The sequence below is a fragment of the Caballeronia sp. ATUFL_M2_KS44 genome (assembly GCF_023630965.1).
Classification (GTDB): Bacteria; Pseudomonadota; Gammaproteobacteria; order Burkholderiales; family Burkholderiaceae; genus Caballeronia; species Caballeronia concitans.
This window is the reverse complement of record NZ_JALQEA010000016.1, coordinates 153,041-176,463: the sequence shown is the minus strand read 5'-3', so window position 1 is coordinate 176,463 and position 23,423 is coordinate 153,041. Positions and strand designations below refer to the sequence as shown.

At 64.8% G+C, this 23,423-nt stretch carries 23 protein-coding genes; 14 read left to right on the top strand and 9 right to left on the bottom strand.

Annotation, left to right across the window (positions count from 1 at the left end; all coding sequences use genetic code 11):
* Window positions 1-51: 51 nt before the first annotated feature.
* Both NCR39_RS09150 and NCR39_RS09145 read left to right on the top strand, forming a co-directional pair.
* Window positions 52-450 (top strand): RT0821/Lpp0805 family surface protein, encoded by a 399-nt coding sequence (locus NCR39_RS09150; protein WP_250451902.1) that lies wholly within the window; start codon window positions 52-54, stop codon window positions 448-450.
* Between the two features lie 22 nt (window positions 451-472).
* Window positions 473-934 (top strand): NUDIX hydrolase, encoded by a 462-nt coding sequence (locus NCR39_RS09145; RefSeq protein WP_250451901.1) that lies wholly within the window; start codon window positions 473-475, stop codon window positions 932-934.
* 21 nt (window positions 935-955) lie between these two features.
* Here NCR39_RS09145 and NCR39_RS09140 read toward each other — a convergent pair whose 3' ends face one another.
* Together NCR39_RS09140 and NCR39_RS09135 are read right to left on the bottom strand one after the other, a co-directional pair.
* Window positions 956-1,864: a transporter substrate-binding domain-containing protein gene (locus NCR39_RS09140; RefSeq protein WP_502800199.1), complete on the bottom strand. Its 909-nt coding sequence runs from the start codon at window positions 1,862-1,864 to the stop codon at window positions 956-958.
* Window positions 1,865-2,024: 160 nt separating this feature from the next.
* Complete coding sequence (locus NCR39_RS09135) at window positions 2,025-3,734, bottom strand: glutamine--tRNA ligase/YqeY domain fusion protein (RefSeq protein ID WP_250451899.1); 1,710 nt, start codon at window positions 3,732-3,734, stop codon at window positions 2,025-2,027.
* 318 nt (window positions 3,735-4,052) lie between these two features.
* Between NCR39_RS09135 and NCR39_RS09130 the strand changes: the two genes are divergently transcribed.
* A complete protein-coding gene (locus NCR39_RS09130) occupies window positions 4,053-4,265 on the top strand; it encodes a hypothetical protein (RefSeq protein ID WP_040051459.1) in 213 nt (70 codons plus the stop codon).
* A 15-nt stretch (window positions 4,266-4,280) separates the two neighbouring features.
* On the opposite strand, the gene NCR39_RS09125 is transcribed toward NCR39_RS09130, so the two are convergent.
* A complete protein-coding gene (locus NCR39_RS09125; RefSeq protein ID WP_250451898.1) occupies window positions 4,281-5,501 on the bottom strand; it encodes a CaiB/BaiF CoA transferase family protein in 1,221 nt (406 codons plus the stop codon).
* 282 nt (window positions 5,502-5,783) lie between these two features.
* On the opposite strand from NCR39_RS09125, the gene alaS reads away from it, so the two are divergent.
* The 11 genes from alaS (at window position 5,784) to NCR39_RS09070 (ending at window position 15,834) form a co-directional block, all read left to right on the top strand.
* A complete protein-coding gene (gene alaS / locus NCR39_RS09120; RefSeq protein ID WP_250451897.1) occupies window positions 5,784-8,408 on the top strand; it encodes an alanine--tRNA ligase in 2,625 nt (874 codons plus the stop codon).
* A 138-nt stretch (window positions 8,409-8,546) separates the two neighbouring features.
* The gene (locus NCR39_RS09115; RefSeq protein ID WP_250451896.1) at window positions 8,547-8,783 is read left to right on the top strand and encodes a hypothetical protein; all 237 of its coding nucleotides are present in this window, start codon (window positions 8,547-8,549) and stop codon (window positions 8,781-8,783) included.
* 123 nt (window positions 8,784-8,906) lie between these two features.
* Entirely contained in the window at window positions 8,907-9,962 is a 1,056-nt protein-coding gene (locus tag NCR39_RS09110) for a threonine aldolase family protein (protein WP_250451895.1), read from the top strand.
* Between the two features lie 92 nt (window positions 9,963-10,054).
* The gene (gene gbd, locus NCR39_RS09105; protein ID WP_250451894.1) at window positions 10,055-11,203 is read left to right on the top strand and encodes a 4-hydroxybutyrate dehydrogenase; all 1,149 of its coding nucleotides are present in this window, start codon (window positions 10,055-10,057) and stop codon (window positions 11,201-11,203) included.
* A gap of 3 nt (window positions 11,204-11,206) precedes the next feature.
* Window positions 11,207-11,644, top strand: coding sequence for an acyl-CoA thioesterase (locus NCR39_RS09100; RefSeq protein ID WP_250451893.1), 438 nt, complete (start codon window positions 11,207-11,209; stop codon window positions 11,642-11,644).
* 70 nt (window positions 11,645-11,714) lie between these two features.
* Entirely contained in the window at window positions 11,715-12,596 is an 882-nt protein-coding gene (locus NCR39_RS09095) for a branched-chain amino acid ABC transporter permease (RefSeq protein ID WP_250452041.1), read from the top strand.
* Entirely contained in the window at window positions 12,589-13,677 is a 1,089-nt protein-coding gene (locus NCR39_RS09090; protein ID WP_250451892.1) for a branched-chain amino acid ABC transporter permease, read from the top strand. Before NCR39_RS09095 ends, NCR39_RS09090 begins: the two co-directional genes overlap by 8 nt.
* On the top strand, window positions 13,674-14,411 hold the full coding sequence (locus NCR39_RS09085) for an ABC transporter ATP-binding protein (RefSeq protein ID WP_250451891.1): 738 nt from the start codon (window positions 13,674-13,676) through the stop codon (window positions 14,409-14,411). Before NCR39_RS09090 ends, NCR39_RS09085 begins: the two co-directional genes overlap by 4 nt.
* The gene (locus NCR39_RS09080) at window positions 14,408-15,106 is read left to right on the top strand and encodes an ABC transporter ATP-binding protein (RefSeq protein ID WP_250451890.1); all 699 of its coding nucleotides are present in this window, start codon (window positions 14,408-14,410) and stop codon (window positions 15,104-15,106) included. Before NCR39_RS09085 ends, NCR39_RS09080 begins: the two co-directional genes overlap by 4 nt.
* A 63-nt stretch (window positions 15,107-15,169) precedes the next feature.
* On the top strand, window positions 15,170-15,418 hold the full coding sequence (locus NCR39_RS09075; protein ID WP_250451889.1) for a FitA-like ribbon-helix-helix domain-containing protein: 249 nt from the start codon (window positions 15,170-15,172) through the stop codon (window positions 15,416-15,418).
* Complete coding sequence (locus NCR39_RS09070; protein WP_250451888.1) at window positions 15,415-15,834, top strand: type II toxin-antitoxin system VapC family toxin; 420 nt, start codon at window positions 15,415-15,417, stop codon at window positions 15,832-15,834. The genes NCR39_RS09075 and NCR39_RS09070 overlap by 4 nt, the downstream gene beginning before the upstream one ends.
* Before the next feature lie 7 nt (window positions 15,835-15,841).
* Here NCR39_RS09070 and iolB read toward each other — a convergent pair whose 3' ends face one another.
* The 6 genes from iolB to NCR39_RS09040 are packed head-to-tail and all read right to left on the bottom strand — an operon-like array spanning window position 15,842 to window position 23,399.
* On the bottom strand, window positions 15,842-16,648 hold the full coding sequence (gene iolB, locus NCR39_RS09065; protein WP_250451887.1) for a 5-deoxy-glucuronate isomerase: 807 nt from the start codon (window positions 16,646-16,648) through the stop codon (window positions 15,842-15,844).
* Window positions 16,645-17,562, bottom strand: coding sequence for a myo-inosose-2 dehydratase (gene iolE, locus NCR39_RS09060; RefSeq protein WP_502800198.1), 918 nt, complete (start codon window positions 17,560-17,562; stop codon window positions 16,645-16,647). The genes iolB and iolE overlap by 4 nt, the downstream gene beginning before the upstream one ends.
* Window positions 17,563-17,574: 12 nt before the next feature.
* Window positions 17,575-19,431 (bottom strand): 3D-(3,5/4)-trihydroxycyclohexane-1,2-dione acylhydrolase (decyclizing), encoded by a 1,857-nt coding sequence (iolD, locus tag NCR39_RS09055; protein ID WP_250451885.1) that lies wholly within the window; start codon window positions 19,429-19,431, stop codon window positions 17,575-17,577.
* Complete coding sequence (locus tag NCR39_RS09050) at window positions 19,428-21,419, bottom strand: bifunctional 5-dehydro-2-deoxygluconokinase/5-dehydro-2-deoxyphosphogluconate aldolase (RefSeq protein ID WP_250451884.1); 1,992 nt, start codon at window positions 21,417-21,419, stop codon at window positions 19,428-19,430. Before NCR39_RS09050 ends, iolD begins: the two co-directional genes overlap by 4 nt.
* Window positions 21,420-21,430: 11 nt before the next feature.
* Window positions 21,431-22,219, bottom strand: coding sequence for an ATP-binding cassette domain-containing protein (locus tag NCR39_RS09045; RefSeq protein ID WP_250451883.1), 789 nt, complete (start codon window positions 22,217-22,219; stop codon window positions 21,431-21,433).
* Window positions 22,220-22,229: 10 nt separating this feature from the next.
* Window positions 22,230-23,399: an ABC transporter permease gene (locus tag NCR39_RS09040; RefSeq protein WP_250451882.1), complete on the bottom strand. Its 1,170-nt coding sequence runs from the start codon at window positions 23,397-23,399 to the stop codon at window positions 22,230-22,232.
* Between the last annotated feature and the right edge of the window lie 24 nt (window positions 23,400-23,423).

Genomic DNA, 23,423 nt, shown 5'->3' with positions numbered 1-23,423 from the left:
TGCGTTTCGGCGGCACGCCCGCCGGACGATTTCGCAACGAGGAGAAACTCCATGCCGATTCATCATCGAGCGCACGCTCAAGCCTGCATCCGGACGATCGCGGCCGCCGCGCTCGCTGTCGCCAGCGCAGGCGCATTCGCCGCCAATCTCGGTTTCCTGAACAACACGCCGATCACCTACATGAAGCAGCGCGACCTGCAGCTGCTCAACAAGGCCGCGCAAACCGCGCTCGAAACGAAGAAGGACGGCGAAGCGCTCGAATGGAACAATGAGGGCGCGGGCAATCCGGTGCCGGTCAGCGGCACGGTGACGCCGCACGAGACGTTCGAATCGGACGGCCTCAAGTGCCGGAAGATCACGCTCATCGCCAACGCGAAAGGGCAGACGCAGACGTGGATGCCCACGGCCTGCCGCCAGCCGGACGGCAAGTGGAAGCTGAAGAAGCAATGACCACGACGCGAGCTATCGCGCGATGACCGGCCGCACCGTATCGTGCGGCGTGGTCATGCTGAACGCGCAAGGCGACGTGCTCTTGTGCCACGCCACCGAAACCACGCACTGGGACGTGCCGAAGGGCCAGGCCGATCCCGGCGAGCACCCGCGCGACGCCGCGTTGCGCGAACTCGTCGAAGAGACGGGCATCGTGCTGTCGCCCGAACGGCTCGAGCATCTGAAGGATCTGGGGCGCTTCGTGTATCGGCGCGACAAGGACCTGCATCTGTTCGCGGTGCGCGTGACCGACGGCGAAGTGGATCTCGCGAAATGCGTCTGCGAGTCGTACTTCCCGCGCTATAGCGACGGCACGATGATTCCCGAAATGGATGCCTACCGCTGGGTCAGTCCGGTGGATGTCGACCGCTTCGCGAGCCGCAGTCTCGCGCGCCTTTTTCAGACCACGCTGTCGCTTGCCGAACTCGACGAAGCGCTCGACTGAGCTTTCGTCGAACGCGGCGAATCAGTCGAGCGTGCGGTCGTTGGGATTCGCGAAGAGCGTCTTCATTTCCGCCGACATCGGGAACTGCAGATTGACGCCATCGGGCGGAATGGGCTGCATGAACCACGCTTCGTAGAGCTTCGCCGCTTCGCCGGAGCGCTGCATGCTCGCGATCACGTCGTCGACGATGCGCTTGAACACGGGATCGCCCTTGCGCATCATGCAGCCGTACGTCTCGTTTCCAAGCGATTCGCCCGTCACCCGATAATCGTCGCGTGCCTTGCCTTGCAGCGCGATCTGGCCGTAGAGCAGCGGATCGTCCATCACGAACGCGACGGCGCGATCGGTCTTGAGCGCGGCAAAGGCTTCGCCGTGATCGCGCGCGCTGATGATGCGCATGTCGAGCTTGCGATCCATCGTCATTTGCCGAAGGATGCGCTCGTCGGACGTGCCCGCCGTGGTCGCGACGGTCTTGTGCGCGAGATCGGCGTAATCGCGAATGCCGGACTTGCGCTTCACGGCCATGCGGATGCCGTACTGGAAGAAGCTGTTCGAAAACGCGACGAGCGGATCGCGTTCCGCGAGATGCGCGGTCGAGCCGCACTCCAGATCGACCTGATTGTTGACCACGTACGAGATGCGGTTCGCGGACGTGACGACCACGTTCCTCACCGCGAGATTCGGCATCTTGAGCCGCCGCTTGACCTCGTCGACGACCTTGAGCGCGATCGCGTACGAGTAGCCGGTGGGCTGCTGCTTCACCATGTACGAAAACGGAATCGACGATTCGCGCGCGCCGAGCACGATCGCGCCGTTCTCCGCGATCTTGCGCAGCGTGGCCGACGGCGGCATCTGATCGACGAGCGCCTGCGCCGATGCGATCTCGGCGGCGGTCGCCGCATGCGCGACAGGAGAAGCCAACGTCGCCATCGAGGCGATGGCGCACGCGATGCGACGCAAGGAGCAATGCGGCAGCTTCATGATGTCCTCGTTCGAAGCGGCGGGGTGCTGCGCGTAGGTTCTGCAAAAGACAGACGCCGCATGGCCGTGCGGCGTCTTTTTGATCGATGCAGCGGCGTTTCAGCCAACGTCAGGCCGGTTTGCCCCAACTGTCGCGCAGGCTGACGATGCGGTTGAACACCGGCTTGCCAGGCTGCGAGTCCACGCGATCCGCGACGAAATAGCCGTGCCGCTCGAACTGGAAGCGGTCTTCGGCGTTCGCGTCGCGCGCGCTCGGCTCCAGATACGCGTTCACGATGCGCTTCGATTCCGGATTGAGCGCATCCAGGAACTCCGCGCCGCCCGCGCCGGGCTGCGGCTCCTTGAAGAGCCGGTCGTAGATGCGCACTTCGGCGGGATACGCGGTGGCCGCGCTGACCCAGTGGATCGTGCCCTTCACCTTGTACGCGTTCGCGCCTTCCGTGCCCGACTTGCTGTCCGGGAAGTAATTGCAGTGGACGGCGATCACGTTGCCGTTTTCGTCCTTGTCCGCGCCCGTGCATTCCACGACGAAGCCGTACTTCAGGCGCACCTTGTTGCCCGGGAACAGGCGGAAATAGCCCTTCGGCGGCGTTTCCTGAAAGTCTTCGCGCTCGATCCACAATTCGCGCGAGAACGGAAACGTGCGCGTGCCGCGATCCGGATGATGCGGATGCACCGGCGCGCTGCACTCGTCGGTCTGGCCTTCCGGATAGTTGTCGATGACGAGCTTGAGCGGATCGAGCACGGCGATCGCGCGCGGCGCTTTTTCGTCGAGATCGTCGCGCAGTGCGCCTTCGAGAATGCTCATGTCGATCCACGAATCGACCTTCGTCACGCCGACGCGCTCCACCATCAGGCGGATGCTTTCCGGCGTGAAGCCGCGCCGCCGCACGCCGACGATGGTCGGCATGCGCGGATCGTCCCAGCCGTCGACGTGATTTTCCTGCACGAGCTGCAGCAGCTTGCGCTTGCTCGTGATCGCATACGTGAGGTTCAGGCGCGAGAACTCGATTTGCTGCGGCAGCGGACGCGCGAACACGCCGTCGTCCGCGAGTTGCGCGAGGAACCAGTCGTAGAGCGGCCGATGATCCTCGAATTCGAGCGTGCAGAGCGAATGCGTGATGTTCTCGAGCGCGTCCGACACGCAATGCGCGTAGTCGTACATCGGGTAGATGCACCACGTGTCGCCCGTGCGGTAATGATGCGCGAAACGGATGCGGTAGATCACCGGATCGCGCATGTTGAAGTTCGGCGACGTCATGTCGATCTTCGCGCGCAGCACGTGCTCGCCTTCCTTGAACTCGCCCGCCTTCATGCGGCGGAAGAGGTCCAGGTTTTCCTCGGGCGTGCGGTCGCGATACGGCGAGTTGATGCCCGCTTCCGTGGCCGAGCCGCGCGTGGCGCGCATTTCCTCGGCGCTCTGGCTGTCGACATACGCCTGGCCCTTTTCGATGAGCTTTTCGGCGAACGCGTACAGCTTGTCGTAGTAGTCGCTCGCGAAATACTTGTGCTCGCGGCCGTCCTTGTTCCAGTCGAAGCCGAGCCACTTGACGGCGTCGATGATCGAATCGACGTATTCGACGCTTTCTTTTTCGGGGTTCGTATCGTCGAAACGCAGATGGCACACGCCGCCGTAATCCGCCGCCAGCCCGAAGTTCACGCAGATGCTCTTCGCATGGCCGATGTGCAGATAGCCGTTCGGCTCGGGCGGAAAGCGCGTTTCGACGCGCTGCGCCCATTTGCCGGAGCGGTTGTCGTCTTCGATGATGTTGCGAATGAAATTGGATGGCGCCGGGGCGTCGTTGCGATCGGTGTTCATGCGAAAGAGAGTGCCAACGTGCTGCTGCGTGGGGGATCGGTTCGGGAAGCGTTCCTCACGGCTGGAACGCGTTCGAATGCATTGAATATCGGGTCGATTCTACCTTACGCAACCTCCGCGGGCATGGTTGCGCCCTCGCGCGCGGCGGATGGCGCGGGCGCGGATCGTAACGACCGTAACGGGAGGTAAATCGGCTTGTGGACGCGGTTCGGGGAATTTTAAGATCGGCTCGCCTTGTCCGGTACGAGCACCGCTGCAGGTTCCGCGTGCCGGCTGCGCCACACAACACATCACAACGACAACACAAGGAATTCGACCATGAACAAGATCGCCAGGACGACCATCAAGCTCGCGGCTGCCGCCGCGCTGGTTTCGAGCCTCGCCGCATGCTCCGGCATGTCGCGCCAGCAAGCGCACGCGGCCATCGGCGCGGGCGCGGGCGGCGCGCTCGGCTACGTGCTGACGGGCGGGCCGATCGGCACTATCGCCGGGGCGGCGGCGGGCGGGCTGATCGGCGCGGGGACGCGCTAACGAGGCAACGCGTCCTCAGATCACGCTTTTATCGCGCAACTGAGCGATGCGCGCGTCGTCGTAGCCCAGCACGTCCGATAGCACGCTCGCCGTGTGCTCGCCGAGCATCGGCGGATGCGTGCGCGCTTCGGGCGGCGTCGCGCTCATCTTGATCGGACTGGCGACGAGCTTCACCGCGCCCGCTTCCGGATGCGGCAGATCGATCTGCATCTTGCGCGCGACGACTTGCGGATCGTCGAAGACTTCGCCGAGATCGTTGATCGGCCCGCACGGCACGCCCGCCGCTTCGAGCGCCGCGAGCCATTCGTGCTTGCCTTTTAGCCGCACCATGTCGGCGAGAATCGGCACGAGCACGTCGCGGTTGCGCACGCGCGACGGGTTCGCCGCGAAACGCGCGTCGTCGGCGAGTTCCGCGCGTCCGCCCGCTTCGACGAACTTGCGGAATTGCCCGTCGTTGCCCACCGCGACGATGATCCAGCCATCGCTCGTCTGGAACGTCTGGTACGGCACGATGTTCGGATGCGCGTTGCCCCAGCGCACCGGCGGCTTGCCGCTCGCGAGGAAGTTCGTGTTCATGTTGGCGAGCATGGCGACCTGCACGTCGAGCAGCGCCATGTCGATATACTGCCCTTCGCCCGTGCGGTCGCGATGGCTCAGCGCCGCCAGCACGCCGACCGTCGCGTACATGCCGGTCATCAGGTCCGCGATCGCCACGCCGGCTTTTTGCGGGCCGCCGCCCGGCTGGCCGTCGCGCTCGCCGGTGATGCTCATGAATCCGCCGATGCCCTGAATGATGAAGTCGTAGCCCGCGCGCTGCGCATACGGCCCGGTTTGCCCGAAGCCCGTCACCGAGCAATAGACGATGTCCGGCTTCACGGCCTTCAGCGATTCGTAGTCGAGTCCGTACTTTTTCAGTTGACCGACCTTGTAGTTTTCCAGCACGACATCGCTTTGCGCGGCCAGCTCGCGCACGATGCGCTGTCCTTCCGGCGTCGCGATATCGACCGTCACGGAGCGCTTGTTACGGTTCGCCGCGAGGTAGTACGCGGCTTCGCGCGTGTCGCCGCCGTCGGGCGTCTTGAGATACGGCGGGCCCCAGTGACGCGTGTCGTCGCCGGTGCCGGGGCGCTCGATCTTGATGACGTCCGCGCCGAGATCGCTCAAGGTCTGCGCGCACCACGGACCCGCCAGCACGCGGGTCAGGTCCAGTACGCGGATGTGGCTCAGGGCTCCCATTCGATGTTTTCTCGCTTGGCTAGAAGTTTCGATGTCCGGCTGCGCTTTTCGCGACCATTTCCACGACTCTCGCACGAAACGCCGCGTGCGCGAAAGCCAGGCGAATCGCCGCGCGCCGGCGCGAGACTGGCCCGAGCACCGAACGGCGCGCTGTCCGGCGGCCCGCAACGGCGAATCCCGTATAATCGAAAACCAACTTTGCCCGGCGAAAAATCCCTTCCGAAGGGCCGTTCCGGGCAACACCGAAACCGCATCAAAAAACGCAGAGCCGCCCCGTACGCCATGAAAGCCGCCGAAATACGCGAGAAGTTCCTGAAGTTTTTCGAATCGAAGGGCCACACGATCGTCCGCTCGTCGAGCCTCGTGCCGGGCAACGACCCGACGCTGCTTTTCACCAACTCGGGCATGGTCCAGTTCAAGGACGTGTTCCTCGGCGCCGAATCGCGGCCGTACACGCGCGCGACCACCGCGCAGCGCAGCGTGCGCGCGGGCGGCAAGCACAACGATCTCGAGAACGTCGGCTATACCGCGCGTCATCACACGTTCTTCGAGATGCTCGGCAACTTCTCGTTCGGCGACTATTTCAAGCGCGACGCCATCCACTATTGCTGGGAGCTGCTGACCAAGGTCTACATGCTGCCGGCCGAGAAGCTGACCGTCACCGTCTACAAGGAAGACGACGAAGCCTTCGACATCTGGGCGAAGGAAATCGGCGTGCCGGTCGAGCGCATCATCCGCATCGGCGACAACAAGGGCGCGCGCTACGCATCGGACAATTTCTGGCAGATGGCCGATACCGGCCCGTGCGGTCCGTGCTCCGAAGTGTTCTACGACCACGGCCCGGAAATCTGGGGCGGGCCGCCGGGATCGCCGGAAGAAGACGGCGACCGCTTCATCGAGATCTGGAATCTCGTGTTCATGCAGTTCAACCGCGACGCGCAAGGCAACATGACGCCGCTGCCCAAGCAGTGCGTCGATACCGGCATGGGCCTCGAACGTCTCGCCGCGGTGCTGCAGCACGTGCACAGCAACTACGAGATCGATCTCTTCCAGACGCTCATCAAGGCGGCCGCGCGCGAAACCGATACCGCCGATCTGAACAACAACTCGCTGAAGGTCATCGCCGACCACATCCGCGCGTGCTCGTTCCTGATCGTCGATGGCGTCATCCCCGGCAACGAAGGCCGCGGCTACGTGCTGCGCCGTATCGTGCGCCGCGCGATCCGTCACGGCTACAAGCTCGGCAAGAAGGGCGCGTTCTTCCATAAACTCGTGGCCGATCTCGTCGCGGAAATGGGCGCGGCGTATCCCGAACTGAAGGACGCCCAGCAGCGCGTAACCGACGTATTGCGTCAGGAAGAAGAGCGCTTCTTCGAGACCATCGAGCACGGCATGTCGATCCTCGAAGGCGAACTCGCCGACCTGGACAAGAAGGGCGTGAAGCAACTGGACGGCGAACTCGCGTTCAAGCTGCACGACACCTACGGCTTCCCGCTCGACCTGACCGCGGACGTGTGCCGCGAGCGCGGCGTGACGGTGGACGAACCCGCGTTCGACGACGCCATGGCCCGCCAGCGCGATCAGGCGCGCGCGGCCGGCAAGTTCAAGCTCGCGGCGGGACTCGAATACTCGGGCGCGAAGACCACGTTCCACGGCTACGAAAAGGACATTTTCGACGACGCGAAGATCGTCGCGGTGTATGTCGAAGGCGCGTCGGTGCAGCAGGCGCAAGCGGGGCAGCAGGCCGTCGTCGTGCTGGATCACACGCCGTTCTACGCGGAATCCGGCGGTCAGGCGGGCGATCAGGGCGTGCTCGTGAACGCCGCGACGCGTTTCGAAGTGGCGGATACGCTGAAGGTGCAGGCCGATGTCGTCGGTCATCACGGCACGGTCGCGCAGGGCACGCTCAAGGTCGGCGACGTGGTGAAGGCGCAGATCGACGGCATCCGCCGCGCCCGCACCGCGCGCAATCACTCGGCGACGCACCTGATGCACAAGGCGCTGCGCGAAGTGCTCGGCGGCCACGTGCAGCAGAAAGGCTCGCTCGTCGATGCCGACAAGACGCGCTTCGACTTCGCGCACAACGCGCCGATGACGGACGAGGAAATCCGCCGCGTCGAGGAAATCGTCAATGCGGAGATTCTGGCGAACGCGCCGGGCGTCGTGCGCGTGATGCCTTACGACGAAGCGGTGAAGGGCGGCGCCATGGCGCTCTTCGGCGAAAAATACGGCGACACGGTGCGCGTGCTCGATCTCGGCTTCTCGCGCGAACTCTGCGGCGGCACGCACGTGCAGCGCACGGGCGACATCGGCCTGTTCAAGATCGTGATGGAAGGCGGCGTGGCGGCGGGCATTCGCCGTGTCGAAGCCATCACCGGCGACAACGCCGTGCGCTACGTGCAGGAACTCGACGCGCGCATCAACGCGGCGGCGAACGTCCTGAAGGCGCAGCCCGCGGAACTCACGCAGCGCATCGCGCAGGTCCAGGAGCACGTGAAGTCGCTGGAAAAGGAACTGTCCGCGCTGAAGTCGAAGCTCGCAGCGAGCCAGGGCGATGAACTCGTCTCGCAAGCCGTCGATGTTTCCGGCGTGCAGGTGCTCGCCGCGCAACTCGAAGGCGCCGACGTGAAGACGCTGCGCGAAACCGTCGACAAGCTGAAGGACAAGCTGAAGAGCGCGGCCATCGTCCTCGCCTCGGTCGATGGCGGCAAGGTCAGCCTGATCGCGGGCGTGACGCCGGATGCATCGAAGAAGGTGAAGGCAGGCGAACTCGTGAACTTCGTCGCGCAGCAAGTGGGCGGCAAGGGCGGCGGACGTCCCGACATGGCGCAAGCGGGCGGCACCGAGCCGGCCAAGCTGCCGGAGGCGCTCGCCGGCGTGACGGGCTGGGTGCAGCAGCAGCTCTGAGCATCGCGTTAAAAGCATTCGAAGCAGGATGAAGCGGCCCGGTCGGCTCACGTCGACCGGGCCGTTTTTCATTACAGGCTGTCAGGCATACCGCGTGCAACCGCAGGTGCATTCCCAACGACGAAAAGGAGATGAACCATGAATCGCAAGATTGCATCGATGCTGCTGGCCGCCACGATGATCGCCGCGACCGGCGCCGCACAGGCGAAGGGCTGCGTCGAGGGGGCGGCAGTCGGCGGCGTGGCGGGGCACATGGCCGGCAAGCACGGCACCGCGGGCGCGGTCGGCGGCTGCGCGATCGGCCATCACGAAGCCAACAAGAAGGAAAAGAAGGCGCAGGAGTCCGCGGCTGCCAGTGCGCCGGCCGCGAAGTAATCGACTGGGCGCGCCTGCCGGTTCCGAAGCGCGGGACCGCGCGGGCACCCGCTAAAATGGCCGGCAATCCGGGCGCGCGCTGCATCCACGCGCGCGCCGTCCAACCAGCCGACTAGCCATCCCATGACAGCGCCCACGCCTCTCACTCAGCACTTCGCCTCCGACAACTACGCCGGCATTTGTCCCGAAGCGCTCGCCGCGCTCGTCGAAGCGAACACGAGCGGCCACGAGCCCGCTTATGGCGACGATTCGTGGACCGCGCGCGTCTGCGACCGCATCCGCGAACTGTTCCAGACCGATTGCGAAGTGTTCTTCGTGTTCAACGGCACGGCGGCGAATTCGCTCGCGCTGGCGTCGCTGTGTCAGTCGTATCACTCGGTCATTTGCCACGAGCTTGCGCATATCGAAACCGACGAATGCGGCGGCCCCGAATTCTTTTCCGGCGGATCGAAACTGCTCACCGCGAAGGGCGAGAACGGCAAGCTCACGCCGGACGCCATCGAAGACCTCGTCACGAAGCGCGCCGATATCCATTATCCGAAGCCGAAGGTCGTCGCGCTCACGCAGGCGACCGAAGTCGGCACCGTGTACACCGTCGAGGAAGTGCGGGCGATCGCGGCCATCGCGAAGCGCCGGCATCTGAAGGTGCATATGGACGGCGCGCGTTTCGCGAACGCGGTCGCCACGCTGAACGTGCATCCGTCGGAAATCACGTGGCGCGCGGGCGTCGATGTGCTGTGTTTCGGCGGCACTAAAAACGGTCTGCCGGTGGGCGAGGCGGTCGTGTTCTTCGACAAGGCGCTCGCCGCCGATTTCGCGTATCGGCTGAAGCAGGCGGGGCAGCTCGCATCGAAGATGCGCTTCATTTCCGCGCCGTGGCTCGGCTTGCTCGATGACGACGTCTGGCTGCGCAACGCGCGTCATGCGAACGCGATGGCGCAACTGATGGCCGAGCGTCTCGCCGATATCCCCGGCGTCAACGTGCTCTTCAAGCCGCAATCGAACGCGGTGTTCGCGGAATTGCCGGCGCACGTATCGGCGGGGCTGCGCGCGAAGGGCTGGCGCTTCTATCAGTTCATCGGCTCGGGCGGCTGCCGGCTGATGTGCGCGTGGGACACGGCGCAGGAGACTGTCGAGCGTTTCACCGACGAAGTGCGCGCGCTCGCCGCCGCACGCTGACGCGCCTCGCGTCGAACCCCCGATTGACACGCGCGCCGCGCGGCTCCTAACATGGCCGCACCGTCAACCTTCCGATCCGGTCGCCGCCCGCCATGGCCTTCATTTTCTATCTGACGCATATCCATCTCGGCTACGACTCGCTCGCGATGCTGCAAGGCGAATGCGAGCGCATCGGCATGAAACGGCCGCTCGTCATCACCGACAAGGGCGTGGCGGCGGCGGGGCTGTCGGGGCGCGTGATCGAAAGCGCGAAGCTCGGCGCGCTGCCCGTGTTCGACGATACCCCGTCGAATCCGACCGAAGCGATGGTCCGCCAAGCCGCCGATCAATACAAACGCGAAGGCTGCGACGGGTTGATCGCGGTGGGCGGCGGATCGTCGATCGATCTGGCGAAGGGCGTCGCGATCGCGGCCACGCACGACGGCGCGCTCACGACTTACGCGACCATCGAAGGCGGCAGCGGCAAGATCACCGAGCGCGCCGCGCCGCTGATCGCGGTGCCGACCACGTCGGGCACGGGCAGCGAAGTGGCGCGCGGCGCGATCATCATTCTCGACGACGGACGCAAGCTCGGCTTTCACTCGTGGCATCTGCTGCCGAAATCCGCAATCTGCGATCCGGCGCTCACGCTCGGCCTGCCGCCCGGCCTGACCGCCGCGACGGGCATGGACGCCATCGCGCATTGCATCGAGACGTTCCTCGCGCCCGCGTTCAATCCGCCCGCCGACGGCATCGCGCTCGATGGCCTCGAACGCGCGTGGGCGAACATCGAGCGCGCGACGCACGACGGCCAGGACCGCGACGCGCGGCTCAACATGATGTCCGCATCCATGCAGGGCGCGATGGCGTTTCAGAAGGGCCTGGGCTGCGTGCATTCGCTGTCGCATCCGCTGGGCGGACTGGCGGTGAACGGGCGCACGTCGCTGCATCACGGCACGCTGAACGCGGTCGTGCTGCCCGCCGTGCTGCGCTTCAACGAAAGCGCGCCGACGGTCGTGGCCGAGCGGCGCTTCGAACGCATGCGCCGCGTGATGAATCTCGCCGATAACGCCGATGTCGCGCAAGCCGTGCACGACATGACCGAGCGCCTCGGCCTGCCGACGCGTCTTTCGCAGATGGGCGTCGATGCGGGCATGTTCGACAAGGTCGTGAAGGGCGCGCTCGCGGATCATTGCCACAAGACGAATCCGCGCGAGGCGAGCGCCGAGGACTATCGGCGCGTGCTGACGGAGTCGCTCTGAACGATGACGAAGCCGGTTCCGACCACGCGCGCGGACTATCCGCACTTTCTGTCGATCAGCACGCGCTGGTCCGATAACGACGTCTACGGCCACATCAACAACGTCGTCTATTACAGCTACTTCGACACGGTGGTGAACGAGTATCTGCTGCGCGCGGGCGTGCTCGATTTCAGCGAGGGCGAGACCATCGGCCTCGTCGTGGAGACGCATTGCAATTTCTTCGCGCCCGTCGTGTTTCCGCAGCGGATCGATGCGGGCTTGCGCGTCGAAAAGCTCGGCAACACGAGCGTGCGCTACGAGGTCGCGATCTTCGCGCAAGGCGCTGATGAAGCCGCCGCGCAAGGGCATTTCGTGCATGTGTACGTGGATCGCGTGACGCGCCGGCCGGTGCCGTTGCCCGCGCCTCTCGTCGATGCGTTGAAGCCGCTCGTCAACGCTTGAGGTTTTCGTGGCGCTTCAGTGGTTCACCGTGAGCCTGCTCAACGGCGTGAGCGTCGGGCTGCTGCTTTTCATGCTGTCGGCGGGTCTCACGCTGATTTTCTCGATGCTCGGCGTGCTCAACTTCGCGCACGCGAGTTTCTACATGCTGGGCGCGTATGTCGCGCAGGCGCTCGCGGTTCATCTCGGCTTCTGGGCTGCGCTCGTGCTTTCTCCGGTCGTCGTCGGCGCGCTCGGCGCGCTGTTCGAGCGATGCCTCTTGCGGCGCGTTCACGCACGCGGCGCGCTCGCCGAACTGCTCCTGACTTTCGGCGCGGCGATGGTGATCGGCGAGAGCGTGAAGCTCGTCTGGGGACTCGGGCCTTTGCCCGCGACGATCCCCCCCGCGCTCGACGGCCCGCTCTTCACGCTCTACGGCGCGGCGTTTCCGCGCTATCGCGTGTTCATGATGGCGCTTTCCATCGCGATGCTCGGCGCGCTCGCCCTCGTGCTGCGCACGTCGAAGACGGGCCTCGTGGTGCGCGCGGCGCTGACGCATCCGGCGACGGTCGAAACGCTCGGCCATGACGTGCCGCGCGTGTTCACGACGGTCTTCGCCGCCGGTTCGGCGCTGGCCGCGCTCGCGGGCGTGATCGGGGCGCCGCTCGCCGTCGTCGAACCCGCGATGGCCGATGCAATGGGACCGATCGTGTTCGTGGTCGTCGTGATCGGCGGGATCGGGTCGCTCCCGGGGGCGCTGGTTGCATCGCTCGTGGTCGGCTGCGTGCAGACGTTCGCGGTGGCGTCGACGGCATCGGCGGGCAGCATCGCCGCCACGTTCGGCTTGCGCTTGCCGGATGCGTGGGCCGCGCTGACCGTCGCGCAAATCGCGCCCGTGCTGCCGTATGCGCTGCTCGTCGCGATGCTGGCCGCGCGGCCGCACGGTTTCCTCGGCGAGCGCACGCGCGATGCGTAAGTTCGTCGCGCTTATCGCGTTCCTCGCGCTGCCGCCGCTCGTCGTCGATCAATCGTGGCTGCTCGCGTATCTCGCGCAAACCGCGACGCTGATCGTCTTCGCGCTCTCGTACAACCTGTTGCTCGGCGAAACGGGCTTGCTGTCGTTCGGGCATGCGGTCTATGCGGGACTCGGCGCGTTCGCCGCCGCGCACGCGTTCAACGCGTTCGGCGTGCCGTTGCCGCTCTTGCCGCTCGTCGGCGGATGCGCTGCCGCGCTCGCGGCGTTGCCTATCGGCGCGATCTCGACGCAACGCGCGGGCACGCCGTTCGCGATGATCACGCTCGGCATCGGCGAACTCGTCGCGGCGAGCGTGTGGCTCGTGCCGGGCTGGTTCGGCGGCGAGGCGGGCGTGACGATCGATCGCGCGAGCGGCCCTTCGTTCTTCGCGTGGACGTTCGGCCCGCTGCGCCAGGCGTATGCGCTGATCGCGTGCTGGTGCGTGGTGTCGTCGATGGCGATGTTCGCGTTCTCGCGCACGCCGATGTGCCGTCTCGCCAACGCCGTCCGCGACAATCCCGCGCGCGCGGCGGCCATCGGCTTCGCGCCGCGCGGCGTGCGCTTTCACATGCTCGTCGTCTCGGCGTTCTTCGCGGGCATCGCAGGCGTGCTCTCGTTGATCAACGTGGAGTTGGTGTCGTCGGAAAGCGTCGGGCTTGCGCGCTCGACGGGCGTGCTGGTCGCCACCGTCATCGGCGGGACGGGCTCGTTCTTCGGACCGATGATCGGCGCGGTGCTGCTGACGTTCTTCAGCGTGGCGGTCGCGAGCGTGTCCGCTGCGTGGCCGATGTATCTCGGACTCTTTTTCGTGTGGGTGGTCGTGGCGTCGCCGGATGGCGTCGTCGCTTGTTTCAAGGGCGATGCGCGTTCCATCGTGCTTCGCGTGACGAGCGCGGTCGTCTGGTGCGCAGCGTCGGTGATCGCGATCGAAACGCTGTACGCGCGTGCCGATATGCCGCGCACGATGTGGCTCGCCGCCGTGCCGCTCGTGCCGCTCGTGTTGGTGGGCGCGTGGCTCGCGCGACGGAGACCCGCACGATGAGCGCCGCGCTCGACATACGCGGCGTCGTCAAACGCTTCGGCGCGACGCACGTGCTGCGCGGCGTCGATCTGCGCGTCGAAGAAGGCGAGCGGCACGCGATCATCGGTCCGAACGGCGCGGGCAAATCCACGCTCTTCGATGCGATCTCGGGACGCACGCGGCTCGACGAAGGACGCATCGTCGCGCGAGGCGTCGATATCACAGGACGCGCGCCGCATCGCGTGAGCCGCGTGTTGGCGCGCAGCTTCCAGACGACGAGCGTGTTCAGCGGCCTGACCGTGCTCGACAATCTGCGATGCGCGGCGCTGGGCGCGGCTTCATCGCGCGTGCTGGATCGCTGGCTGCATTCGCGTTCGATCGATGAACGCGCCCGCGCGATGCTCGACGCGATCGGCCTGTCCGCGCGCGCCGACGATCTCGCCGCGCGCCTCACCTACGCGGAGCAACGCGCGCTGGATTTGGGCATCGCGCTCGCGACCGATGCGCCGCTCATCCTGCTCGACGAACCCACCGCGGGCATGAACCGCGCCGAGGCTGCACGCGCGCTCGCGTTGATTCGCGCGACGACGCAGGGGCGCACGCTGCTCGTCATCGAACATGACATGGACGCGGTGTTCGCGCTGGCGGATCGCATTTCGGTGCTCGTGCGCGGGCGCGTGATCGCCTCCGATACGCCCGCCGCGATTCGCGCGAGCCGCGACGTGCAGGACGCGTATCTCGGAGCGGCGCCATGAGCGTGCTGCTGAGCATCGACGGCTTGCGCGCGTGGTACGGCGCGGCGCAAGTGCTGCACGGCGTGAATCTCGCGATAGGCGAGTGCGAAGCGGTCGCGCTCGCCGGACGCAACGGCTCGGGACGCTCGACGCTCGCGAAGGCCATCATGGGCCTCGTGCGATGCGAGGGCGACATGCGTTATCGCGGCGTGCAGCTGGTCGGCATGCGGGCGTTTCGCATCGCGCGGCTGGGCATCGGCTACGTGCCCGAAACGCGCGATGTCTTTCCGACCCTGACCGTGCGCGAAAATCTCGTGCTCGGTGAGAGGAAGGGCGCGCGGTTCAAGATCGACGATGCGTATCGCGCGTTTCCGTCGTTGCATGAACGGGCGGCGGTGAAGGCCGGCGCGCTATCGGGCGGCGAACAGCAGATGCTTGCGCTCGCACGCACGCTGATGGGCGATCCATCGCTGATCGTGATCGATGAGCCGGGCGAAGGACTCGCGCCGCGTGTGATCGAGCAAGTGGCGCAATCGCTTGCGATGCTGCGTTCGCGCGGCGTCGCGATGCTGCTGATTGAAGAGCGTCTCACGATCGCGCGCATGCTGAATGCGCGCGTCGCGGTGATGGGCCACGGCGCCGTGCAGTTCGACGGCGCGCTGGACGAACTCGCGCGGCGCGAGGATGTGGTGCGGGAGTGGCTGGCGGTGGGTTAGGCCAAACGATTGGCGTTAATATGACGGCGATCGGCATTCAACATTCGCAGGACGGAGGCAGACATGGCCGCCATGATAATCAACGACATCGACGCTCAGCTGGAAGCGCGTTTGCGCCATCAGGCGGCCATGCACGGCCGCTCGATGGAAGACGAGGCGCGCGACATTCTTCGGGCCGCGCTATCGACGGATCCTGTGCAGGGCAAGAGTCTGGTGGAATCCATTCGCCGCCGTATCGAGCCGTTGGGCGGCGTCGAGCTGAGCCTTCCGGCTCGCGATGCGATTCGTGATCCGTCGGGCTTCGGCGAATGATCGTTCTCGATACCAACGTGTTGTCGGAAGTGCTGCGTCCGGCGCCGGAGCCGCGCGTGTTGTCGTGGCTCGCAAACCAGCCGCGCGCCGCGCTGTTCACAACGAGCGTGACGCGTGGCGAGATTTTCTATGGCATTCGCCTGTTGCCGGCTGGCGCTCGTCGCGAAGCGCTGTGGGCCGCGACTCAGGTGATCTTCGATGAAGACTTCGCAGGTCGCGTGCTGAACTTCGACAGCGATGCAGCCGATGCATACGCCCGCATCGCCGTATCGCGAAGAAGCGCGGGCAAGCCGATCAGTCAGTTCGATGCGATGATCGCCGCCGTGACGCTTTCGCGAGGCGCATCGCTCGCGACGCGCAACGTGAAAGACTTCGTGGAGTGCGAGATCGAGATCATCGATCCCTGGAACGTTTAGGGGTGAGTCACCCCTTGCTATCCCTCTCCACGATCCACTCATGTTTCGGATCGTTCCTGAAGTGCCACGTGCGCTTGTCGCCGGCCATCACGTTGAGATAGTAGTTGTCGTACCCATAAGGCACGACGACCGGATGATATCCGCGCGGCACCATCACGACGTCGTGATCCTCGACGGCCATCGTTTCATCGAGATCGCGCTCGTCGGTATAAACACGCTGGAACGCGAAGCCTTGCGGCGGGTTCAGCCGATGATAATACGTCTCTTCCAGTGCGCTCTCATTTGGTACGTTATCCTGATCATGTTTATGCGGCGGATAGCTCGACGCATGCCCGCCCGGCGTCCTCACTTCCACCACGAGCAGCGACTCGGCGGCCTCGGTTTGCGGAAGAATATCGCAGACGTAGCGCGTATTTGCATGCTTGCCGCGCGTCGAGCGCTTCATCTGCGACGGCTCGATGAGACGCGGCGGATACACGCCCGTCGCCGGTGCGCTCGCCACGCCGATCTCCGATTCGCGTTCCGCACGCACGATGGCCGCGAGCTTCGGCGGCACGTACACCGCGTACGGCGCGGCGTCCTCGAACACACTGTCGCGCGAGCCGATGGACGGCCAATGCTCATCGCCCGCTTCGACGCTCACCGTGCCCGTCAACACGACGATGCAGCTTTCGCGCTGCGCATCGTAGACATGCACGACATCGCCCGCATCCAGGCGATACGCGGCGAAACCCACATGCTTCCAGCCCGCGGAATCGGGCGTGACGCGCGCGATGGTTTGCCCTTCGCGCGATGCTTTCACTAGCAGGCTCATGCGGCCTCCTTCGAGTTGTGCGGCTGCGTGGCATCGACGAGTGCGCGCAGCGTGCGGTATCCCTTTTCGGCATACGTATAACTCGGCGCTATAACCGGGTCCTGTTCCGCTTCCACCACGAGCCAGCCGCGATAATCATGCTCCGCGAGGCACGCGATGATGCCCGGATAATCCACCGCGCCATCGCCCGGCACGGTGAACGCGCCGTTGATCACGGCTTCGAGAAAGCTCCAGTTGCGATTGCGCGTGAGCTTCACGATCTCGGGACGCACGTCCTTGCAATGCACATGGCACACGCGCGCGATGTGCTTCTTCAGCACGGTGACCGCATCGCCGCCGGCGAACGTGATGTGGCCCGCGTCGAAGAGCAGGCCGACGGCATCACTGGTCGATGCCATCAGTCGGTCCACGTCCGCAGGCGTTTCGACATACGCGCCCATGTGATGATGATAGGCGACGCGCACGCCCTTGGACAGCGTGTATTCCGCGAAGCGGTTCAAACGTTCGGCGTATTGCGACCATCGCGCGTCCGAGAAGAAACGGGGCCGCTGATATAGCGGACGCGGCGCGCCCTGAATCGAATCCGCGACTTCGCCGTACACCATGACGGTCGCGCCGTTTTGCGCGAGCAATTCCAGATGCGGACCGGCCGCTTCGATCTCTTCTTCCGCGCTGCGTTGCGCGAGCCTGCCCGAATACCAGCCTGAAACAAGGGCTAAATCGTATTGCGCGAGCAGCGCCTTCAGCGCTTGCGGTTCACGCGGAAACTTGTTGCCCAGTTCGAAACCTTCATAGCCGATCTCGCGTCCTTCGGTCAGTGCGACGGACAAAGGCGTTTCGCCGCCGAGCGAAGGCAAGTCGTCGTTCATCCACGACAAGGGATTGATTCCGATGCGCACGTGCAAGGGCATGATGTTCGTCCTCGACTAGTCGTGAATGCCGTTGCGCGCCTTGACGGCGCGTTCATAGTCGGCGCGCGCCGACATGACCGCATCGCGATCCGATACTTCCGGCACCGCGACTTCCCACCACCATCCGCCTTCTTCGGTGGTGCGTGCGGGATCGGTATCGATGGAGATCAGATAGCTGCGGTCCGCCGCACGCGCGCGCTTCATGGCAGCCTGCAATTCGTCGATGTTAGCGACGTGCTCTGCAAGCGCACCCATCGAACGTGCGTGCATGGCGAAATCGATACGCGGTGCGCCGAGCGAACCTTGCTTGCAATCGTCGAGCAGGTTGTTGAACGGTACGCCGCCGCACGCCTGCTGCAAGCGATTGATGCAGCCATAGCCGCGATTGTCGAGCAGCACGACGATCAGCTTCGCGCCCAGCATCACGGACGTGGCGAGTTCGCTATTCATCATCAGATAGCTGCCGTCGCCGACGATCACGATCACTTCGCGCTCGGGCAGCGCAAGCTTCACGCCGACGCCGCCGGCAATTTCATAGCCCATGCACGAGTAGCCATATTCGACGTGATAGCCGCCCGGCGCGCTCGTGCGCCACAGCTTCTGCAGATCGGCGGGCAAGGTGCCTGCTGCGCACACGACGATATCGCCCGCGGGCGAAGCATCGTCGGAACGCTGCACCGCGCCGATGACATCCGCTTCGCGCGGCAGCCGGCCATCGGGCACAGGCATGTTCGTGACATGCGCGACGGTCTCGCGCCAGTCGTTCGCCGCGCGATGCGCACGTGTCGTCCATTGCGGCGATGCGCGCCAGTCGCCGAGCGCTTGCGAAAGCGCATCGAGCGCGAGACGCGCATCGGCTTCGATGGCGGCCGCGTTCTGCTTGAGCGCATCGAATGGATTCGCGTTGATCGCGACGAGCCGTGCCTCTGAGAAGAGCGTGTTCGATCCCGTCGTGAAGTCCTGCAGGCGCGTGCCGACGGCGAGCACGCAATCGCTTGCATGCGCAAGCTCGTTCGCCGACGACGATCCCGTCACGCCGATGCCGCCGACGTTCAATGCATCGTCCCATGCAAGCGCGCCTTTGCCCGCCTGCGTTTCCGCGACCGGAATGCCGTGCTTGTGCGCGAAGTCACGCAATGCATCGCTCGCGAGGCCATAGAGCACGCCGCCGCCCGACACGATGAACGGCTCGCGCGATTCACGCAGCATCGCGGCGGCGCGTTCGATCTCGCGCGGCAATGCAGCGGGCGCGTGAAACTCGATCGTGCGCGGCTCGAAGAACGAAGCAGGGTAGTCGTAGGCCATTGCCTGCACGTCTTGCGGCAACGCGAGCGTGACGGGACCGCAAGAGGCTGCATCGGTGAGCACGCGGATCGCGCGCGGCAATGCGCTCAGCAATTGCGCCGGATGCACGATGCGATCGAAGTATCGCGATACGGCTTTCAACGCATTGTTTGCTGATGTTTCGCCATCCTGATTATCTTCCACTTGCTGCAACACGGGATCGGGCGCGCGCGAGACGAAGATATCGCCCGGCAGCAAGAGCACGGGCAAGCGGTTCACATGCGCGAGCGCCGCCGCGGTCACGAGATTGGTCGCGCCGGGACCGATGGATGTCGTCACGGCCATCATGCGGCGTCGCATATGCGCCTTCGCACACGCGATCGCGCTATGCGCCATCGCCTGCTCGTTGTGCGCGCGATACGTCGGCAACGTCTCGCGATGCCGATACAGCGCTTCGCCCATGCCCGCGACATTGCCGTGCCCGAAGATCGCGAACACGCCGCCGAAAAGCGGCTCGCCGTTATCCGTGCGCAGCGCCGCGAGATAGCGCACGAGCGCTTGCGCAACGGTGAGTCTGACGACGTTCATGCGGCTTGCTCCTGAGTGGTGTCGGCGGGCGCATGCGACGATGCACGCGCCTCGCGCCATGCTGCGATCAAGGTTTCGAATGTGCGGCGCACGCGCGCGATGAGTTCGTCATCGTCGATCTCGCGTGCAAGCCACGCCTGGCTCGGCTCATGAAAAATGGTGCGGCCGACGGTGAAGCCCTTGCATGTCTTCGATGACGCCGCAGCGCGAAAGCCCTCGCGCAACTGATCGACGCCCGCCGACAAGCCCAGCAGCACGACGCCACGGCAATACGGATCACGTTCGCCGATGAGCGCATCGATCGCTTGCCATTGCTTCGCGTTCATTGGTTCGAGCTTCCACCATTCCGGGACTATCCCGAGGTTATAGATGCGCTTCAACGCGCGATAAACCGTGTCTTCGTCCGCAGGCGGCCCGTTCTTCGGCACGATCACTTCGAGCAGCAACTCGTGGCCGCTCGCCTGCACGGCATCGTAGAGCGCGCGCAACTGCGCTTCCTGTTCGAGCCGCACGTCATGCGGATGATCCGGGTGATAGTGAACGAGGCACTTCGCGACATGCTCGCGCGGCCATTCGATCAACGTCGTGCCGATCGAGCGGCCATGATCGAAGACGAGTGGCATCGAACCCGGCAACTCCACCGGCCTGCCGATCCACCAGCCGCGTCCCGTCGCCGCGTTGAGCGCATCTTGTCCGTAGCGGTCATCGATCAATACGCCGATGCGTCCTGCAAGTCCCAGTTGCTTCTCCGTTTGCGCGACGGCATCGACGAACAAGCCCTTGAGCGTCGCGATGCGCGCTTCGCTCGCGCCCGCCTGTTGCGCCAACTCGAAGAACTGATTGCGATGATCGAACGCGAAGCCGAGCACTTCGTCCCATTGCTTGCGCGCAGGGCTCACGCGATGCAGCCGCGCAAGCGTCGCATCGCGATCGGGGCGGCGCATGCGTGCCGGATCTTGCCGTGCAGCTTCGAGGAAGTAGTCGAGTTCGGCGGGCGTCGGCATGGCGGGCGCGCAGCCGTGCCGCGATACGACGAGCGCGCCGCATGCATTCGCCGCGCGCGCGCATGCTTCGAGCGGTTCGTCGCGCAGCCATCCCGAGAGAAAGCCCGACGCGAACGCATCGCCTGCGCCGAGCACGTTGAGCACTTCCACTTCGACACCGCCGTGAACGGGCGCATCGTCGATGGAAGCGGGCACCGCGCCTTCGATGATCGAGCAGCCGAGCGGCCCGCGCTTCACGACGAGCGTGGCGTGCGTCACGGCGCGCACCATCGCGAGGGCATCGATCAAACGATCCTTGCCGCCCGCGATGCGAAACTCTTCTTCGGTGCCGATCACGAGATCGATGAGCGGCAGAATGCGCTGCAAATGCGCGGTCACGCCTTCATTCGCGATGAAGCGCGTCTCGCCATCCGCCTTGCCCGTGAGTCCCCACAGCACCGGCCGATAATCGATGTCGAGGATCGTGCGGACGTCGTTGCGCCGCGCGTATTCCAGCGCACGGCGGCTCGTGCGGTTCACTTGCTCCGTCGAGAAGTGCGTGCCGGTGATGAGCAACGCCTTCGACGACGCGATATACGCTTCGTCGAAATCGCTTTCGTCCACGGCCATATCCGCGCAGTTCTCGCGATAGAACACGAGCGGAAACGTATCGCGGTCTTCGATGCCGAGCAGCACGAGCGCCGTGAGCCGGTCCTGATCGATGCGAACGTGGCTCACGTCGCAGCCTTCGCGATCGAGCGTTTCGGTCAGAAAGCGGCCCATGTGGTCGTTGCCGACGCGCGCGAGCATCGACGACTTCAGTCCCAATCGCGCGCAGCCGAACGCGATGTTCGCCGACGATCCGCCGAGATACTTCGCAAACGACGACACGTCTTCGAGCCGCGCGCCGACCTGCTGCGCATACAGATCGACGGCAAGACGCCCGAGACACACGATGTCGCGCGTGCGATTCGCCGCGAAGCGTGATGGTTGTTGTGCTGACATGGCTGCCGTCCTCATATCGTCGCGCCTTCGAGTTCGCTGATCATCTTCTGCATTTCCGCGCCGCCCGCCATCATGTCGAGCACTTCGTTCTTCGTGATCGTGTCCTTCGTGAAGGTGCCCATCGAACGTCCGCGATTGAGCAGCGTGAATGAATCGCCGATGGGGTACGCGTGATGCACGTTATGCGTGATGAAGATCACCGAGATGCCTTTCTCGCGCGCCTTGTGAATCAGCTTGAGTACGTTGAAGCTCTGCTTCACGCCGAGCGCGGCGGTCGGCTCGTCGAGAATCAGCACGCGCGCGCCGAAGTGAATGGCACGTGCAATGGCAAGACATTGCTTCTCGCCGCCGGACATCGTGCCGATAGGCTGATGCGGATCGCGCACGTTGATGCCCATTTCACCGAGCTTCGCGCGCGAGGTTTCAGCGGCCAGGTCCAGGTCCAAAACCTTAAGGATGCCGAAGCGTGTCTTTCTCGGTTCGCGTCCCATGAAGAAATTGCGTGCGACCGACAGCAGCGGCACGAGCGCGAGATCCTGATAAACCGTCGCGATGCCGAGATCGAGCGCTTCTTTCGGAGACTCGAAATGCACGGGCTTGCCATCGACGAGATATTCGCCGGAAGAGGGCGCATGCACGCCCGCGAGCGTCTTGATGAGCGTGGACTTGCCCGCGCCGTTATCGCCGAGCAGGCAGTGCACTTCGCCGCGTTTGAGCCGCAAGGTCACGCCGTTCAGCGCGATCACCTTGCCGAAAAACTTGCTGACGTTTTCGAGCGCGAGAATGGTGTCGTCGTTCATGGTCTTCTCCTCATTGCGCCTGAGATACGCGGCGGCGCACGTAATGATTGAAGAGCACGGCGATCAGGAGCATCACGCCGAGAAACACGCGGAACCAGTCGGAACTCACGTTCGTATAAGTGATGCCGATCTGAACGACGCCGAAGATGAGCGCGCCGAAGCACGCGCCGACGACCGAGCCGTATCCGCCCGTCAGGAGCGTGCCGCCGATGACGGCCGCGATGATCGCTTCGAACTCTTTTTGCAGGCCGCGATCCGCCGCCGCCGATCCGATATCGCACACTTGCAGCACCGCGAAGAGGCACGAGCAGAACGCAGTGAGCACGAAGAGCGATATCTTCACGCGCTTGACCGGCACGCCGACGTTCTTCGCGGCGTTGGCATCGCCGCCGACCGCGAGTATCCAGTTGCCATAGCGCGTCTTGGCGAGCACGAACGCGCCGATCGCGGCGAGCGCGAGCCACCAGAGAATGACCTTCGGGATGCCCGGCACGAGCGGCTGGCCGCTATCGAGCAAGGTGCCGACGCCCATGTGCGCGAGCCAGGTGAAGAAGCCATGCAGCGCGACGCCATGAAAGAGCGTGTCCGCAATCCAGTCCTTTTGCGCGAGATCGCCGACGCCGGAGATGATCGTGCGGTCCGCGAACATGATTGAGAGCGCGAGCGTCAGGCCGCGCAAAATGAAGAGAAACGCGAGCGTCACGATGAACGACGGCAGGCGCGTGCGCATCACGAGATAGCCGTTGAGCGCGCCGAGCAGCATCGATGCGACGAACGCGAAGAGAATCGCAAGTGATATCGGCCAATGAAAATAGACCGATGGCAACGCGACCATCATGCCGGCGAAGCCGATCATCGAACCGATGGACAAGTCGAACTCGCCCGCGATCATCAAGAGGCACGCGCCGACCGCGAGCAAGCCGAGATACGCGGCCACTTGCGACCAGTTCATCACGCCGTCGAGATTGAACATGCCCGACGATCCCGCGCCGAAGCCGAACACGAGGAACACGAGCACGGTGCCTGAAATCGCGGCGAATTCCGGGCGATTCAACAGATGGCCGAACCACGATTGCCGGCGCACGCGTTCGTCCGACGGCTTGTCCCTGTCCGTTGCGGAATCAGCGTTGTCCTGCTGAGGGTTCGCGTGTGGAGGATAGTGCTTGCCGGCTACGCCCATGATGGCTCCTTGAATCGACAATGC

Excerpts from the sequence above, each read along its gene's own strand:
- NCR39_RS09150 (WP_250451902.1), top strand. The coding sequence starts at position 52 with ATGCCGATTCATCATCGAGCGCACGCTCAAGCCTGCATCCGGACGATC.
- NCR39_RS09145 (WP_250451901.1), top strand. The coding sequence starts at position 473 with ATGACCGGCCGCACCGTATCGTGCGGCGTGGTCATGCTGAACGCGCAA.
- NCR39_RS09140 (WP_502800199.1), bottom strand. The coding sequence starts at position 1,864 with ATGGCGACGTTGGCTTCTCCTGTCGCGCATGCGGCGACCGCCGCCGAG.
- NCR39_RS09135 (WP_250451899.1), bottom strand. The coding sequence starts at position 3,734 with ATGAACACCGATCGCAACGACGCCCCGGCGCCATCCAATTTCATTCGC.
- NCR39_RS09130 (WP_040051459.1), top strand. The coding sequence starts at position 4,053 with ATGAACAAGATCGCCAGGACGACCATCAAGCTCGCGGCTGCCGCCGCG.
- NCR39_RS09125 (WP_250451898.1), bottom strand. The coding sequence starts at position 5,501 with ATGGGAGCCCTGAGCCACATCCGCGTACTGGACCTGACCCGCGTGCTG.
- alaS (WP_250451897.1), top strand. The coding sequence starts at position 5,784 with ATGAAAGCCGCCGAAATACGCGAGAAGTTCCTGAAGTTTTTCGAATCG.
- NCR39_RS09115 (WP_250451896.1), top strand. The coding sequence starts at position 8,547 with ATGAATCGCAAGATTGCATCGATGCTGCTGGCCGCCACGATGATCGCC.
- NCR39_RS09110 (WP_250451895.1), top strand. The coding sequence starts at position 8,907 with ATGACAGCGCCCACGCCTCTCACTCAGCACTTCGCCTCCGACAACTAC.
- gbd (WP_250451894.1), top strand. The coding sequence starts at position 10,055 with ATGGCCTTCATTTTCTATCTGACGCATATCCATCTCGGCTACGACTCG.
- NCR39_RS09100 (WP_250451893.1), top strand. The coding sequence starts at position 11,207 with ATGACGAAGCCGGTTCCGACCACGCGCGCGGACTATCCGCACTTTCTG.
- NCR39_RS09095 (WP_250452041.1), top strand. The coding sequence starts at position 11,715 with ATGCTGTCGGCGGGTCTCACGCTGATTTTCTCGATGCTCGGCGTGCTC.
- NCR39_RS09090 (WP_250451892.1), top strand. The coding sequence starts at position 12,589 with ATGCGTAAGTTCGTCGCGCTTATCGCGTTCCTCGCGCTGCCGCCGCTC.
- NCR39_RS09085 (WP_250451891.1), top strand. The coding sequence starts at position 13,674 with ATGAGCGCCGCGCTCGACATACGCGGCGTCGTCAAACGCTTCGGCGCG.
- NCR39_RS09080 (WP_250451890.1), top strand. The coding sequence starts at position 14,408 with ATGAGCGTGCTGCTGAGCATCGACGGCTTGCGCGCGTGGTACGGCGCG.
- NCR39_RS09075 (WP_250451889.1), top strand. The coding sequence starts at position 15,170 with ATGGCCGCCATGATAATCAACGACATCGACGCTCAGCTGGAAGCGCGT.
- NCR39_RS09070 (WP_250451888.1), top strand. The coding sequence starts at position 15,415 with ATGATCGTTCTCGATACCAACGTGTTGTCGGAAGTGCTGCGTCCGGCG.
- iolB (WP_250451887.1), bottom strand. The coding sequence starts at position 16,648 with ATGAGCCTGCTAGTGAAAGCATCGCGCGAAGGGCAAACCATCGCGCGC.
- iolD (WP_250451885.1), bottom strand. The coding sequence starts at position 19,431 with ATGAACGTCGTCAGACTCACCGTTGCGCAAGCGCTCGTGCGCTATCTC.
- NCR39_RS09050 (WP_250451884.1), bottom strand. The coding sequence starts at position 21,419 with ATGTCAGCACAACAACCATCACGCTTCGCGGCGAATCGCACGCGCGAC.
- NCR39_RS09045 (WP_250451883.1), bottom strand. The coding sequence starts at position 22,219 with ATGAACGACGACACCATTCTCGCGCTCGAAAACGTCAGCAAGTTTTTC.
- NCR39_RS09040 (WP_250451882.1), bottom strand. The coding sequence starts at position 23,399 with ATGGGCGTAGCCGGCAAGCACTATCCTCCACACGCGAACCCTCAGCAG.